We start from the raw sequence: 13,261 nt of genomic DNA on the forward strand, positions 1-13,261 counted from the left end.
TTTCAAATTTGTTTACTAAGATTTTAACATTTTTCGATGAAAAAATCTCCTTTTGGCCATCTTTTTACGCCAAGGTTCTGAAGCTTCCTTAACAGCCCAGTATTTATCCACCATGGTCACCACGAAGGATTCTTTGTAGCGAGGCGGAGCAAGGGTAGCCCCCCACATGTGTTTAATGATGATATCTTCTTCCTTAGCATTAAGATCTGTAATCTTTCGCGCATTTCTCACGGCAATGCGTGGATGAATCCAGGCGTGACTCTTGGTAAACTTGGTCTCGCGCCAATCATAGTAAAAGAGGTCATGCAAGAGGCCACCCCGAGCCGTACTTTTGGCATCCCAACCAAATTTTTTAGCCAGTTTATAACTAGTATAGCTAACATGAATGGAATGCTCCAAACGATTGGAATGAATATGATGGGGGATGTCGGCTAATTTTTGAACCTTAGGGTGCTGGATCAACTGTCCCACATAGGTCATGTATTCTTTGTCACGATGATATTGCATCAGATCACCACCTTTCCTTGATAGGCTCTCCCAATAAGATTTCCACCAATTTCTTTTTTCAACTTAAGTATACTGCTTTTTCTCAAAAATTCCTTAAATGAAACATCAAAATTCCAGCAGCTACTGCAACATTCAAACTCTCAGCCCGACCCGGCATGGTAATATGAACAAGCTGGTCGGCTCGTGTAGCCATTTCTGGACTGATGCCCTTGCCTTCATTGCCCATAACCAGGATAAACTGATTAGTCTGTGGAAGCTGACGGTAATCGATGGAAGCTTCTGATAGCGTCGTTGCGAGGACCGCTAGATTGGATTGACTAGCTCGTTCAAACAGTTCTTCTCGGTCCATTTTCCAGATAGGAAGATGGAAATGACTGCCCTGCATGGATCGAAGAGTCTTGAGACTGTATAGATCTGCGGATGCTTTCGAAAGCATGACACCATCAAAGCCGGCTGCATCTGCTGTTCGAATCATGGTTCCCACATTACCTGGATCTTGGACATCCTCCAAATAGAGGTAACGACCTTGTAACTGATCTGGAAGTTCTGGCTGCTCTATAAGAATCTCTGCGACAATTCCTTGAGGGGTCTTCGAATCAGCCAAGAGACTCAAGATCTCCGAAGTCACGACAGTGACGTTTTGGATATTCTCTACGCGGTCTAAATAGGCTTCTAAAACAAAGACCTGACGAATGATCGCCTGATTTTCTAGTGCCTCTTCAAAGAGATGCCAACCTTCAATGAGATAGGAATCTGTCCGATATTTTTTTTGATGTAATTTTTTAGCATTTTTGATTACATTATTGGATTTAGACGTTATAATATTCATAGACCTATTATAGCACAAAGAAAAAGAAGAAATCATGCCTCAGATAGATTTCTTCGAGTCAAGGAGGATGCACATGCAAAAGGTAAAAATGATTGCCCAAGGACGGGTTCAAGGAGTTGGTTTTCGCTGGGGAGTCTGCAGTCTTGCTATAGAGATCGGTGGGATTACTGGCCGTGTCTGGAACAATGACGATGGGACGGTTGGTATTCTAGCTCAGGCAGAGTCTAGCAGTCAAATGGCCAAATTCATCCAAGAAATACGCAAAGGTCCCACGCCGTTTGCGCATGTGACTTATTTGGATGTTACGCTAGCAAACTTTGAAAACTATAGGGACTTCAAAATTGCAAATTAAGACTAGAGAACTATTGTGTATTTTCAAAAAAAACAGTAGAATAGAAAGGTAACATTTTAAAAAAGAAGGAACAATTTGTGAAAAAAAATAAACTTGCATTATTGGCATCGATGGGACTAGCTTCGCTCGTCTTCTTATCAGGATGCGTGAGTGTCGATCGGAAAACTGGAAATCCAACTGGATTGATCTGGAATCTTCTTGGCCGTCCAATGGGCGAAGCCATCAAATTCTTTGCCAACAACCTTGGCTTGGGCTTTGGGATCGGGATTATTATCGTCACCTTGATCGTGCGTTTAATCATCTTGCCACTTGGTTTGTACCAATCATGGAAGGCAACCTACCAATCTGAAAAGATGAACTACTTGAAGCCTATCCTTGGACCAATCCAAGAGCGCATGAAGAACGCTAGCACACAAGAAGAAAAGCTATTGGCGCAACAAGAATTAATGGCTGCTCAACGTGAAAATGGGGTCAGCATGTTTGGTGGAGTTGGATGTTTACCACTCTTGATCCAAATGCCATTCTTCTCTGCCCTTTTCTTTGCGGCTCAGCACACCAAAGGGGTAGCAGAAAGTAGTTTCCTTGGTATTGCTCTTGGAAAACCAAGCTTGCTCTTGACAGCTATCGTAGCGGTTCTCTACTATATCCAAAGTATGCTCTCTCTTCATGGGATTGAAGATGAAACCCAAAAGGAAAGTATGCGTAAAGCATCACTGATGAGCCCGATTATGATCGGTGTCTTCTCATTGATCTCTTCAGCCGGAGTGACTCTTTACTGGGTAGTCGGTGGGGTGATCCAAATTATCCAACAATTTGTCATCAACTACTTGATTCGTCCAAATCTTCGCAAACGGGTCGCTGAGGAATACAAAAACAATCCTCCAAAAGCGACTAGTCACCGTGTGAAAAAAGATGTCACACCTACTGCAACGACACAAATCCAACACAAACCAAAAAACAACCGCAATGCAGGAAAACAACGCAATAGAAAGTAGTACAAACTACTAAATTCTAGCTAAAATAGAGCAGCACTTGAACCCAAGGTTCAAGTGCTTTTTTTGATATCGTTCAGTCAGCAAAGAATTTTCACTCTCACAAAAAGATTAAGAGCACAAAAAAACAAGCCCTCTTGGAGGGCTTGCGTTTTATAGTTACGCTGTTTTTTCTACGTTCAAAATTTTCACTTGGTAGCTTCCAGCTGGTGTCTCAACAGTGACAACGTCACCTGTCTTCTTACCAATCAAAGCGTGACCGATTGGGCTTTCGTTCGAGATCTTCCCTGCAAAGGCATCTGCCCCTGCTGAACCGACGATGCTGTATACTTCTTCATCTGTTTCGCCAACTTCTTGGACTGTAACGGTTTTTCCGATCGCAACTTCGTCTACTGCAACAGCATCACTATCGACGATTTCTGCATAACGGATTTTTGTTTCCAAGCTAGAGATTTGACCTTCCACAAAAGCTTGTTCATCTTTTGCTGCTTCATACTCAGAGTTTTCTGAGAGGTCACCATATGAACGAGCGATCTTAATCCGTTCTACCACTTCAGGTCGACGGACCAATTTCAATTCTTCTAATTCTTGTTCCAATTTTTCTTTTTCTGCTAGTGTCATTGGGTATGTTTTTTCTGCCATTATTCTTCTCTTTCTATTATTTGAATGAAAAAGCTGTGGACGCGCCACATGCTTTTTCTAGTTTGAACTTGCTTGTGTCAATTTACTATTGACATGTTCTTCAACATTTTTATTGTGTTCTTCGTATGTCTTAGCGAAGAAAACTTCACCATTTTCGACATTTGCGACAAAATACAAGTAATCGGTCTTACTTGGGTTCACTGCCGCTTCGATCGCTGATACTCCAGGGTTATCCACTGGGCCAGGCATCAAGCCGGTATTCTTATAAATATTATAAGGTGAATCCAGCTCTGTATTGATCGTTGCATCTTCTTTTAAGGTCGTCTTTTGACCAAGTTTCCCTTCTGCATAAAGAATTGCAATATTACTTTGCAAAGGCATGTCTTGGTTCAAGCGGTTATAGAAGACACTCGCGATATCTTTGCGGTCCTGATCCGTCGCCCCTTCTTTTTCAACCAAGGAAGCAAGAGTCAATACTTCGTTTACATTGATGTTCTTGCTCTCAAGTGTTTCATAGTATGGGCTTAAGTTTTGATCCATTGCCGCAAGCATCTGATCGATCATCTCTTTCACTGTGGTATCTTTCCCATAGTTATAAGTTGCTGGGAAGAGATAACCTTCTAAACGGTAGCGAACACCAGAATCCTTACTTGGCAGATTCGCCAAGAGCTTAGGATATTTGGCCACCATCTTCTCAATAAAGGCATCGTCTTGGACAGCCTTCAAGAAATCTTCTTTCTTAAATGGAGTCTTGCCTGCCTTCTTAGTGGAGACATTGGTGGTGATAGCCGTCGCAATCTGATCGATCGTATAACCTTCTGGAATCGTGACCTTTCCAAGAACTGGAGCCTGAGGAGTTTTGGTTCCCTCTTCTTGCAGTTTTTGGATGATGGTTTCTAGATCCATGCTCTTTTGCAAATTGAAATAACCAGATTTGAAATTGCTATAGTTCTTGAACTTGGTATAGTAGTTAAAGAACTGACCATTTTTCACGAGTCCTTTTTTCTCAAGGATCGCGCCAATCTCACGATTACTTGAACCTGCTGGAATCTCAACCGTTACGAATTCTGTTGCATTTTTATCCATCGGCTTGACAGCTGAATGGATATAGGTCACAGCAAAGATCCCTGTAGCCACGATCACAATCAGCAAAAGGCTGACCACTGTCCGCACAATTCGTTTAGCGATTTTATTTTGTTTCTTTTGTTTTTGTTGGCGCTGGTTACGAGAAGAGCGCGATAAGCTTTCCTCTACCGGTTCCTGACTTGGTTCTTTTGGAGCAGGCTTTGTAAGCTCACTCTTTTCTTCCACAGCAGGAGTCGCCTTTACCGGCTCCACTGGTTCTTCTTTGGGAGCCGACGCAGATTCTTCTACTTTTGGAGGTGGTGTTGCTTCTTCCTCCTCTTTCAGTGAAGAAGGGGTTTCAATGCTTCGATCAGGTAGATCATACTCTTTTTCGATCTTTAGAAGTTGCTCATTGGCCTCTTCTAAGTCTCTGAGGATCTGCTCTTTGAAGCTTAATAACTTCTCACTGTCTTGTGATTTATCAGTCAAATAATTGACCTCCCTCATCATAATCCTTAATATTATATCTTAAAAGATTTAGAAAAGCAATACAAATCGCCCTTCTTCTTCAAAATACCTATTTAATTAAGGTTTTCGTTTTTCCAGACCAGATTGTACCAAACTTCACCCGCATATTGGGATTCTGAAAGCCCCTCATTTGTAAATCCTTGCTTTTCGTAATAAGGAATCAAATAATCATGACAGGTCAAATTGATCCCTTGACGTCCATCCTTAATCGCAATCTCTTTCATCGCTTCAAGCAAAAGGGTTCCTACTCCAAGTCCTTGGGCTTCTTTAGCAATGGATAGACTCGTAATGGAAATAAAACCCTGTTCTAGATGGCTTAGATCTTCAACCTCTGAAAAAGAGGAATCGATCAAATAGCGCTCCGGTCTAACCGGTCCTTCTAGATAGCCTAAAATCTGACCTTGGCACTCAGCTACAAGAAAAGTCGTTTGAATCTTTTCGATGTGATCTTTTAAAAGCTCACGCGCAATCGCTTCTTCTTCCGAAAAATTCTCAAGCTCAATGCGCTCGATAGCATCCAAATCTTGAAGTTTAGCTTGTCTGATATGAATCTTTTCTTTCATCATTTACTCCTTCTATCGTTTCCAAACCATACGGACACCTCGATCAGACTCAGCTTCATCTCGAAATCCTTGCTGGGCAAAATAAGAAAGTAAGTCTTCTGGGCAATCGACCCAAATGGCTTTCTTTTCAATTTGAACAGCTAAATCCTTCAAAGTAGCGATCAGAATCGAACCGTATCCTTGAGCTTGAAAGGCTGGCCTCACTGCTAATCGCAATACGATTAGGTCATCCATTAAATGCTGGTCTTCTGTCGCCAACAAGTAAGCCGCAATATCTCCATCCTGCTCTGCAAGAATAGAAAAGGCCAAATTAGAATCCAGTATTTCCTCTAGAGTAGTACTGTAGTCAAAGCATTCATTGTCATGAAGTTCTTCTTCTAGCAACAACAGCTGCTCTTGATCAGCTGGAGTGATTGATCGAATCATCATCCTACTTCCCTCATTTCATAATTCTTCAGCAGACAGATAAATTTGAGTCTGGAACCACTCGATTCCAGACTCAATCATCTCTTATTGTACGTTATGTGTCAAACTGGATAATAGACGCTCAAACGAGTATTCATAGGTTTGAATATCTCCTGCCCCCATAAAAACATAGACCGCATTGTCATGGTCAAGAAGAGGAGAAACATTCTCAGCTGTAATAATCGCTGAACGTTTGACAATTTTTGCTTCCAAATCTTCAACCTTCACATCGCCATGATCGACTTCCCGTGCAGAACCATAGATCTGTGCCAAGTAAACAGCATCTGCTTGATTCAAGGCTTCTGCAAATTCATCTAACAAGGCAATGGTCCGTGTAAAGGTATGTGGTTGGAAAATAGCCACAATCTCTTTACTTGGGTATTTTTGACGGGCCGCATCCAAGGTTGCAATAATTTCCGTTGGATGATGCGCAAAATCATCGATGATGACTGTTCCATTGACTACTTTTTCAGTGAAGCGACGTTTCACGCCAGCAAAGGTCTTCAGATGCTCACGAACTAAATCTAAGTCAAATCCTGCAATGTACAGCAAGCCAATGACAGCTGTGGCATTCATGATGTTGTGACGACCAAATGTTGGGATATGGAATTGCCCCAAATCTTCTCCACGGAAATGAACGTTGAAGGTTGAACCTGTCGTTGAGCGAAGCAAGTTGCTTGCCACAAAATCGTTCGTCTCCTTGTCAAAACCGTAGTAATAAATTGGTGCTGATGAGGTAATTCGACGCAATTCTTTGTCTTCTCCGTAGATGAAGAGGCCTTTGCTGATTTGTTTGGCATAATCGTTAAAGGCATTAAAGACATCTTCTAAGCTCGTGAAATAGTCTGGATGGTCGAAGTCAATATTGGTGATGATGCTGTATTCAGGATGGTAAGGCATAAAGTGGCGTTCATACTCATCTGATTCAAAGACAAAGTATTTGGCTGCTGCAGAGCCACGACCTGTCCCGTCACCAATCAAATAACTGGTATCAGTGATATTTGATAAGACATGCGAAAGCATCCCTGTTGTTGAGGTTTTTCCGTGTGCTCCAGCAACTCCCATACTGACGAAGTCACGCATAAATTCACCAAGGAATTCATGGTAACGTTTATAGGTTAAACCATGCTCATCTGCATAAGCAATTTCCACATTGTTATCTGGACGGAAAGCATTCCCGGCAATGAGGATCTTGTCGCCTTCCAAATTTTTCACATCAAATGGATAAATTTGAATTCCTGCTTGTTCCAAGCCACGTTGCGTAAAGTAATACTTTTCAACATCTGACCCTTGAACCGTATGTCCCATTTGGTGAAGCATGAGGGCTAAAGCACTCATCCCTGCTCCTTTAATTCCAATAAAATGGTATGTGTTAGACATATTTTCTCCTTATTCTTGATCTAGATGGGTTAAATCCAATTCTTGTTTGATTGGCTGTGGTTTCAACTTGTGTTGATCTTTATTGTATATTTGGCTAGTCTTTAAGAAATCATAATTGTTTTTCTTTTCAGTCGGTTCTGCCACTTCTGGTTCTCCTGCAGATTCGAACTCTGCAAGGATCAACTGATCTTGTCGCAATCGTTTGCTATATTTCAATAATTCGCCTGGGTTTTCCTTTTGGAAGGGAGCCGTTGGCTGACCGGGTTTCCGTTCTGAAATAAACGGTTTTTTCCGCTTACTTGTGGTAGCTGCTGGATCCGTTGTCAGATAGGGGGCTGTGCGTTTCTTTTTCAGATCTTCACGCGCACGCTCTCTCGCTTCCTCTGCATAACGATTGGCAGGGCTTTTTTTATCAATCGGCTCTTTAAAATCAGGTTTTCTTACTGGCCGTCTTTTCGGTAGGGGCTCTTCTAGTGGTTGATGGTAAGGATGCTTAGGTTTGGTATTTTCAGCAATCGGTTGCCATTCCAAATAATTTTTATCCACATAGTCGCCTGTAATGTTACTAATCAAATCTGTTTCATCATACAGGTTCATGTGAGGCATCTCTGTTAACATCAACTCATTATCCCCTACTTGAGGAAAATATTTTTCTGTCATGCTTTCTTCCTTTCGACACTCCATTAATTATAAACTATTCACAGAATTTTTCAAGCTATTCTGACTGAATTCCAAGAATCTCACGAATTTCCTCAACCGATAAACTAGATCGTGTTTCCGTTCCATCTAAAATCGTTGAGACCAAGTGTCTTTTGGAAGCTTGCAGTTCTTGGATTTTTTCTTCGATCGTACCACGAGTAATCATACGATAAACTTCGACATTTTGTTCCTGTCCCATTCGATGGGCACGTCCAATAGCCTGGTCTTCCACTGCAGGATTCCACCACAAATCGACTAAGATGACCGTATCGGCACCAGTGAGGTTTAATCCGACCCCTCCAGCCTTCAGAGAAATGAGAAAAGCATGGCGCTCACCTGCATTAAAGGCATTGGTCATTTCTTGACGGTCTTTGGCCGGAGTGGATCCCGTGATTTTGAAGGAGGTCATGCCAAGCTGGTCAATTTCCTGCTCTAGGATATCCAGCATGCCTCTAAATTGAGAGAAGATCAAAACCCGGTGTTCACCATCCTTGATTTGACCCAAAAGATCTCGAAGGCTCTCCAATTTCCCACTATCTCCTTGATAGTCTTCCATAAAGAGGGCGGGGGTATCACAGATTTGGCGAAGGCGCATGAGACCAGAGAGAATTTCCACCTTGCTCCGATTTAGTTCTTCCTCACTAGAGGTTCGAACTCGATCTTGAATTTGTTTTAATTGAGCCAAATAGATCGTTTTTTGACTTTCATCCAACTCATTGTGATAGGTTGTTTCAATCAAGTCCGGTAATTCTTGGAGCACTTCATCTTTTTTCCGTCTCATGACGAAAGGTTTGACAAAACGTGCAATGGTCTCAGGACTCAATTTTTGAAATTCTCTTTTAGCTGGGAAGAGCCCTGGAAGGACAATTTGGAAAATAGACCAGAGTTCACCCACATGATTTTCAATCGGTGTCCCAGATAAGGCAAACACATGCGGAACGTCAAAGCCACGTAAGTGTTGGGCAATCTTGGTTTGGGCATTTTTCATGACCTGGGCTTCATCTAGAATCAAGTACTCATACTGATTCTTCTGGTATTCCTCCACATCTTGACGGAAAGACGCGTAACTAGTGATAACTACCTGTGGATTGGTTGCGATGAGTTCATCTCGGTGCTGCTTGAGACCATAGACGACTGCCACTTCCATCTGAGGAGCGAATTTTGAAAATTCTTGTTTCCAATTGTAGATGAGACTAGATGGAGCTAGAATCAAGATTTTAGTTTCTTTTTTTGCGACACTGGTCAAGAAGGAAATAGTCTGCAGGGTTTTCCCAAGCCCCATATCATCCGCTAAAATACCACCAAAACCATAATGATTTAACATGGAGAACCATTTAACCCCTGTTTCTTGGTAATCCCTTAGGGTCGCTTGGATTGTCATCTGAGGGAGTTGGAAGTCTTCTGGATGAGTCAAATCATGAGCTAAATTTCGAAAGTCTTCTGAAAAATGAACATTGTCTTGATCTGCCAACAAATCAGATAGCTGATAAGCGGCAATCCGGCGGGCTTGTAGTTTCCCACCCTTGCTCATTTTCGCCCGCAGATCTGCTAAGGCTCGACTGATCTTCTTGGTTTCTTCATCAAAGACAAGAACTTTCCCTGTATGGCTGACAAAATAGTCTTTTTGCCCTACTAGAGCTTTGAGGACCTGGTCCACTTCGGCTGGATCCACACTTTCAAAGTCAAAACCGATCTCCAGTAGACTGCCATTGGTTTTAACATCAATTTTTGGACGCTCCACTTGATAAAGATCTAAAAGGCTATCAGAGAGGGTAACCTCTCCTAAGGCTTCAAAAGTCGGGATCTGTTGGTGAAAGAATGGATAGATTTGCTCACTTGATAAAGGACTTCTTTGGGAAGAAAAATCATCCGTAAAACCTGCTGCTAGCATGGTTGAAAAGACTTCTTGCTCCTTATCGAAATCACTAGAATAAGGAAGATTGAGAAGTTCCTCACGCGTGGTCACCACACGATCCTGGTATTGAAAGACAACATCCAGTAATACAGTCTGATCCTGTGCTAGATCAAAATGAAATTCCGGAGTGAAATCGTGGATTAAAAAGCTGGTCGGGGCTGTTATTTGTCCCAGTTTTTTGAACTCTTTTAGACTATAGGAAAGTTTGGTCTGATCCGTTGGATCAAAATGCAGGCGTTTTTTGCGATCCTGATCCATTGGAAGATCTTGGATGGCCTTCCATAGGGTTCGCTGTTGGGGCGTCAGGTGATAGAAGACACCATTTCGAAACAGGTAAACAGCCGACTCGACAACCTTCACTTGTGGCTCCGTAATGATCAATTCGTAAAAATCACCATGGTCTTCCACCTGAAAATGAAAGAGATCTTCCTCCCCATGGACATCCTGAAAATAGACTTCAGAAAAATCATACAAGCTGTATTGCAAGAGGAAAGAATCCAAATTCATCAGTAATTCTACAGCTTCTTCAAAGAGAGTCGGTGGAAAATAAAGATGGCGCCCAGCATTGGGAAAGAAATCTTGCTCTTTCGAGCCACTATCTGTGACCAAGCCTTGTAGGAAATTGATCACATCCTGACTAGGCCCATCAAATTCTAAATAAGAAATGGGTTCATAGTAACTTTTGCCAATTGCAAAGTGGCCTTCTTTTTGAAGGGTCTGCAAAAAAGCTAGCACATCTCTGATCACATAAGAACGCTCGTCTGGCAAGCGACGAATGCGAAGGGTCCACAAGAATTGACCAGAGTATTCATCCTCCTGCCCGACTGCTGATAAGACATAGCGAGTTTCTTTCTTTTCGATTTTTGGAAGGACCTGGTCTAAAAACAAACTTCCAAAAGAGACCTTCTCCTGCGTTTCTTCAGTCGCCGTGGCGTCTTCTTCAAGACTTGCAAGAGCTGCTTTCCCACTGTCATCATTCTTCAAAAAAGCTTCTACAGCTGCCAGATGCGTACAGAATTTTTTCTTTTGAAAGAAAGCACAGCTACAAAAAACAGCATCGTCGTCTAAACTGTACCGCAAGCTTTCTTCTTCCACCCGAAAATACAGGTATTTTTCTTTTACTTCCTGAAGGGAAACTTTCCCAGCTTCATAGAGAAGGCTCCCTTGTGAACGAACCTTCCCAGGAATTAATTTTGCCATGTTTACCACCTTAGATTAATCCCTTTATTATACCATATTTAAGCAAAAATTAGAAAAAATAGTTATCATCTTGAAAGGATTTTAGCCCGTTTTTTACCTGATTTCGTAACAGAGTTACCTCAATCAGCTATCCATGATTTTTCTCTTTTAACTGTTTGAGCGAACAATAGACGGAATAGCTAAATAGAGAGGAGAAAGATCCTGATAGCCCACAGAAAAAGACAAAAAACACGACCTATTTTTTCTAAACTAATAGTAGCCTCAGTTGCAAATAAGAAAAGGACTCCTTGTAACCTATTGCAGTTGACAAAGAGTCCTTTTTACTTATGTTTCAATCATGTTCGAACTTTACTGAACCTTAACCATCCCGTTTTCTTCTAACGTTTTTTTGGTTTTAATATAGTCAGTTAAGTCCTTCAATTTATTATTCGACTTAAAAGCTTTGTTCCAAGTTTTTAGGTCCAATTTTGAAAAATCTGTCACTATATGGATCTGCAAATGTCCTGACTTGGACTTTTCAACAGTATAGTCCATTCCCTTGATATGACCATAATTTTCAAGTAAACTATCTTTTGCTGAGTTAAATGCTAATGAGTCGGAAGCATCAATATCCGGTATTTCTTTCCAGAACTCCGTCTTAAGTATTTCCTTATTTTTAATGGTCAGTATGATTGATTCATCCCCATTTCCATAAGATCCCTGATACTTTTCTTGACGCGTCGACTGACAAGCTGTTAAGAAAACAATGATGAGGCTCGTAAGCAAAAATTTCATCAAAACCGTTATTTTTCGCATATTCCCTACTTCCGTTTTCGCGCAATCAAATGAATCGGAGTTCCTTCAAAAACAAAGGCCTTGCGAATTTGGTTCTCCAAGAAACGGAGGTAAGAGAAGTGCATCAGTTCCTCTTCATTAACAAAGACCACAAAAGTTGGCGGCTTGGTTGCCACTTGAGTCGCATAGAAGATCTTGAGACGTTTTCCTTTGTCGGTCGGCGTTGGATTAATGGCAATGGCATCCATAATCACATCGTTCAAGACAGCTGAAGGAATCCGCGTATTTTGACTCTCACTGATCTGTTTGATCATCTCTGGCAACTTGTGCAAGCGTTGTTTGGTCAAGGCAGAGACAAAAACAATCGGCGCATAAGAAAGGTATTGGAATTGATCGCGAATATCATCTTCCCACTGCTTCATGGTATGGTTGTCCTTTTCAATAGTATCCCATTTGTTGACAACAATAATCATACCTTTACCAGCTTCATGAGCAAAGCCAGCGATCCGCTTGTCATACTCCCGAATCCCTTCTTCGGCATTAATGACCATCAAAACCACATCTGAACGGTCGATGGCACGCATGGCACGCATGACAGAATATTTCTCAGTATTTTCATAGATTTTACCAGATTTGCGCATACCAGCTGTATCGATCATGGTAAATTCTTGGCCATCTGCATCGGTAAAATGGGTATCGATGGCATCCCGTGTGGTTCCAGCAACAGGGCTTGCGATGACCCGGTCTTCTCCAAGGATCGCATTGATCAAGCTTGATTTCCCAACATTTGGGCGACCAATCAAGCTAAATTTGATGATATCTGGATTTTCTTCCTCTGTTTCATTCGGAAGATTTTCGATGATGGCATCGAGCACATCCCCAGTTCCGATCCCGTGGACAGAGGATACCGGTAGTGGCTCACCCAGTCCTAAGGCATAAAAGTCATAGATATCATTGCGCATCTCTGGGTTATCCACCTTGTTGACTGCAAGAATCACCGGTTTATGGGTCTTATACAAGATACGAGTGACATATTCATCCGCGTCCGTGATTCCTTCTTTACCAGAAACGACAAAGACGATCACATCTGCTTCGTCCATGGCGATTTCTGCCTGATGCTTGATTTGCTCCATAAATGGGGCATCTACGTCATCAATTCCCCCTGTATCAATGATACTAAATTTTCGATTCAACCACTCAGCTGTTGCATAAATGCGGTCACGAGTGACTCCTTCTACATCCTCAACGATGGAAATCCGCTCACCGGCAATCCGGTTAAAGAGCGTCGATTTTCCGACATTGGGACGGCCTACAATCGCAATAGTTGGTAGGGCCATGATTTCCTCTTTT

At 41.9% G+C, this 13,261-nt stretch carries 13 protein-coding genes; 2 read left to right on the forward strand and 11 right to left on the reverse strand.

Going from position 1 to position 13,261, the window contains the following annotated elements; translation table 11 throughout:
- Positions 1 to 15: 15 nt before the first annotated feature.
- Entirely contained in the window at positions 16 to 507 is a 492-nt protein-coding gene (locus ADG03_RS04545) for an HDIG domain-containing metalloprotein (protein ID WP_013904023.1), read from the reverse strand.
- Between the two features lie 82 nt (positions 508 to 589).
- Positions 590 to 1,336: a TrmH family RNA methyltransferase gene (locus ADG03_RS04550; RefSeq protein WP_049472066.1), complete on the reverse strand. Its 747-nt coding sequence runs from the start codon at positions 1,334 to 1,336 to the stop codon at positions 590 to 592.
- Between the two features lie 73 nt (positions 1,337 to 1,409).
- Between ADG03_RS04550 and ADG03_RS04555 the strand changes: the two genes are divergently transcribed.
- The gene (locus ADG03_RS04555; protein WP_049472065.1) at positions 1,410 to 1,688 is read left to right on the forward strand and encodes an acylphosphatase; all 279 of its coding nucleotides are present in this window, start codon (positions 1,410 to 1,412) and stop codon (positions 1,686 to 1,688) included.
- A 77-nt stretch (positions 1,689 to 1,765) separates the two neighbouring features.
- Positions 1,766 to 2,683 (forward strand): membrane protein insertase YidC, encoded by a 918-nt coding sequence (yidC, locus tag ADG03_RS04560; protein ID WP_013904026.1) that lies wholly within the window; start codon positions 1,766 to 1,768, stop codon positions 2,681 to 2,683.
- 156 nt (positions 2,684 to 2,839) lie between these two features.
- Here yidC and greA read toward each other — a convergent pair whose 3' ends face one another.
- The 9 genes from greA to der form a co-directional block, all read right to left on the reverse strand.
- Positions 2,840 to 3,322, reverse strand: coding sequence for a transcription elongation factor GreA (gene greA / locus ADG03_RS04565; RefSeq protein WP_003005389.1), 483 nt, complete (start codon positions 3,320 to 3,322; stop codon positions 2,840 to 2,842).
- A 57-nt stretch (positions 3,323 to 3,379) separates the two neighbouring features.
- Positions 3,380 to 4,909: an endolytic transglycosylase MltG gene (gene mltG / locus ADG03_RS04570; protein WP_481556246.1), complete on the reverse strand. Its 1,530-nt coding sequence runs from the start codon at positions 4,907 to 4,909 to the stop codon at positions 3,380 to 3,382.
- A gap of 59 nt (positions 4,910 to 4,968) precedes the next feature.
- Positions 4,969 to 5,478, reverse strand: coding sequence for a GNAT family N-acetyltransferase (locus ADG03_RS04575; RefSeq protein ID WP_192832131.1), 510 nt, complete (start codon positions 5,476 to 5,478; stop codon positions 4,969 to 4,971).
- A 12-nt stretch (positions 5,479 to 5,490) separates the two neighbouring features.
- Positions 5,491 to 5,907, reverse strand: a complete 417-nt coding sequence (locus ADG03_RS04580; protein WP_049472063.1) for a GNAT family N-acetyltransferase — start codon at positions 5,905 to 5,907, stop codon at positions 5,491 to 5,493.
- Between the two features lie 81 nt (positions 5,908 to 5,988).
- Positions 5,989 to 7,323 (reverse strand): UDP-N-acetylmuramate--L-alanine ligase, encoded by a 1,335-nt coding sequence (murC, locus tag ADG03_RS04585; protein WP_049472062.1) that lies wholly within the window; start codon positions 7,321 to 7,323, stop codon positions 5,989 to 5,991.
- Positions 7,324 to 7,332: 9 nt separating this feature from the next.
- Entirely contained in the window at positions 7,333 to 7,983 is a 651-nt protein-coding gene (gene zapJ / locus ADG03_RS04590) for a divisome accessory protein ZapJ (RefSeq protein ID WP_003017389.1), read from the reverse strand.
- Positions 7,984 to 8,038: 55 nt separating this feature from the next.
- Positions 8,039 to 11,137 (reverse strand): pilus expression-regulating Snf2 family helicase, encoded by a 3,099-nt coding sequence (locus tag ADG03_RS04595; protein WP_049472061.1) that lies wholly within the window; start codon positions 11,135 to 11,137, stop codon positions 8,039 to 8,041.
- Positions 11,138 to 11,485: 348 nt separating this feature from the next.
- The gene (locus ADG03_RS04600) at positions 11,486 to 11,932 is read right to left on the reverse strand and encodes a DUF1307 domain-containing protein (RefSeq protein WP_049472060.1); all 447 of its coding nucleotides are present in this window, start codon (positions 11,930 to 11,932) and stop codon (positions 11,486 to 11,488) included.
- A 5-nt stretch (positions 11,933 to 11,937) separates the two neighbouring features.
- Entirely contained in the window at positions 11,938 to 13,248 is a 1,311-nt protein-coding gene (gene der, locus ADG03_RS04605; RefSeq protein WP_003005632.1) for a ribosome biogenesis GTPase Der, read from the reverse strand.
- Positions 13,249 to 13,261: the final 13 nt, after the last annotated feature.

The organism is Streptococcus parasanguinis (genome assembly GCF_001069785.1).
Classification (GTDB): Bacteria; Bacillota; Bacilli; order Lactobacillales; family Streptococcaceae; genus Streptococcus; species Streptococcus parasanguinis_T.

What these genes read in the sequence shown, in the direction of transcription:
- ADG03_RS04545 (WP_013904023.1), bottom strand. Translation starts at nt 507, where the DNA reads ATGCAATATCATCGTGACAAAGAATACATGACCTATGTGGGACAGTTG.
- ADG03_RS04550 (WP_049472066.1), bottom strand. Translation starts at nt 1,336, where the DNA reads ATGAATATTATAACGTCTAAATCCAATAATGTAATCAAAAATGCTAAA.
- ADG03_RS04555 (WP_049472065.1), top strand. Translation starts at nt 1,410, where the DNA reads ATGCAAAAGGTAAAAATGATTGCCCAAGGACGGGTTCAAGGAGTTGGT.
- greA (WP_003005389.1), bottom strand. Translation starts at nt 3,322, where the DNA reads ATGGCAGAAAAAACATACCCAATGACACTAGCAGAAAAAGAAAAATTG.
- ADG03_RS04575 (WP_192832131.1), bottom strand. Translation starts at nt 5,478, where the DNA reads ATGAAAGAAAAGATTCATATCAGACAAGCTAAACTTCAAGATTTGGAT.
- ADG03_RS04580 (WP_049472063.1), bottom strand. Translation starts at nt 5,907, where the DNA reads ATGATGATTCGATCAATCACTCCAGCTGATCAAGAGCAGCTGTTGTTG.
- murC (WP_049472062.1), bottom strand. Translation starts at nt 7,323, where the DNA reads ATGTCTAACACATACCATTTTATTGGAATTAAAGGAGCAGGGATGAGT.
- zapJ (WP_003017389.1), bottom strand. Translation starts at nt 7,983, where the DNA reads ATGACAGAAAAATATTTTCCTCAAGTAGGGGATAATGAGTTGATGTTA.
- ADG03_RS04595 (WP_049472061.1), bottom strand. Translation starts at nt 11,137, where the DNA reads ATGGCAAAATTAATTCCTGGGAAGGTTCGTTCACAAGGGAGCCTTCTC.
- ADG03_RS04600 (WP_049472060.1), bottom strand. Translation starts at nt 11,932, where the DNA reads ATGCGAAAAATAACGGTTTTGATGAAATTTTTGCTTACGAGCCTCATC.
- der (WP_003005632.1), bottom strand. Translation starts at nt 13,248, where the DNA reads ATGGCCCTACCAACTATTGCGATTGTAGGCCGTCCCAATGTCGGAAAA.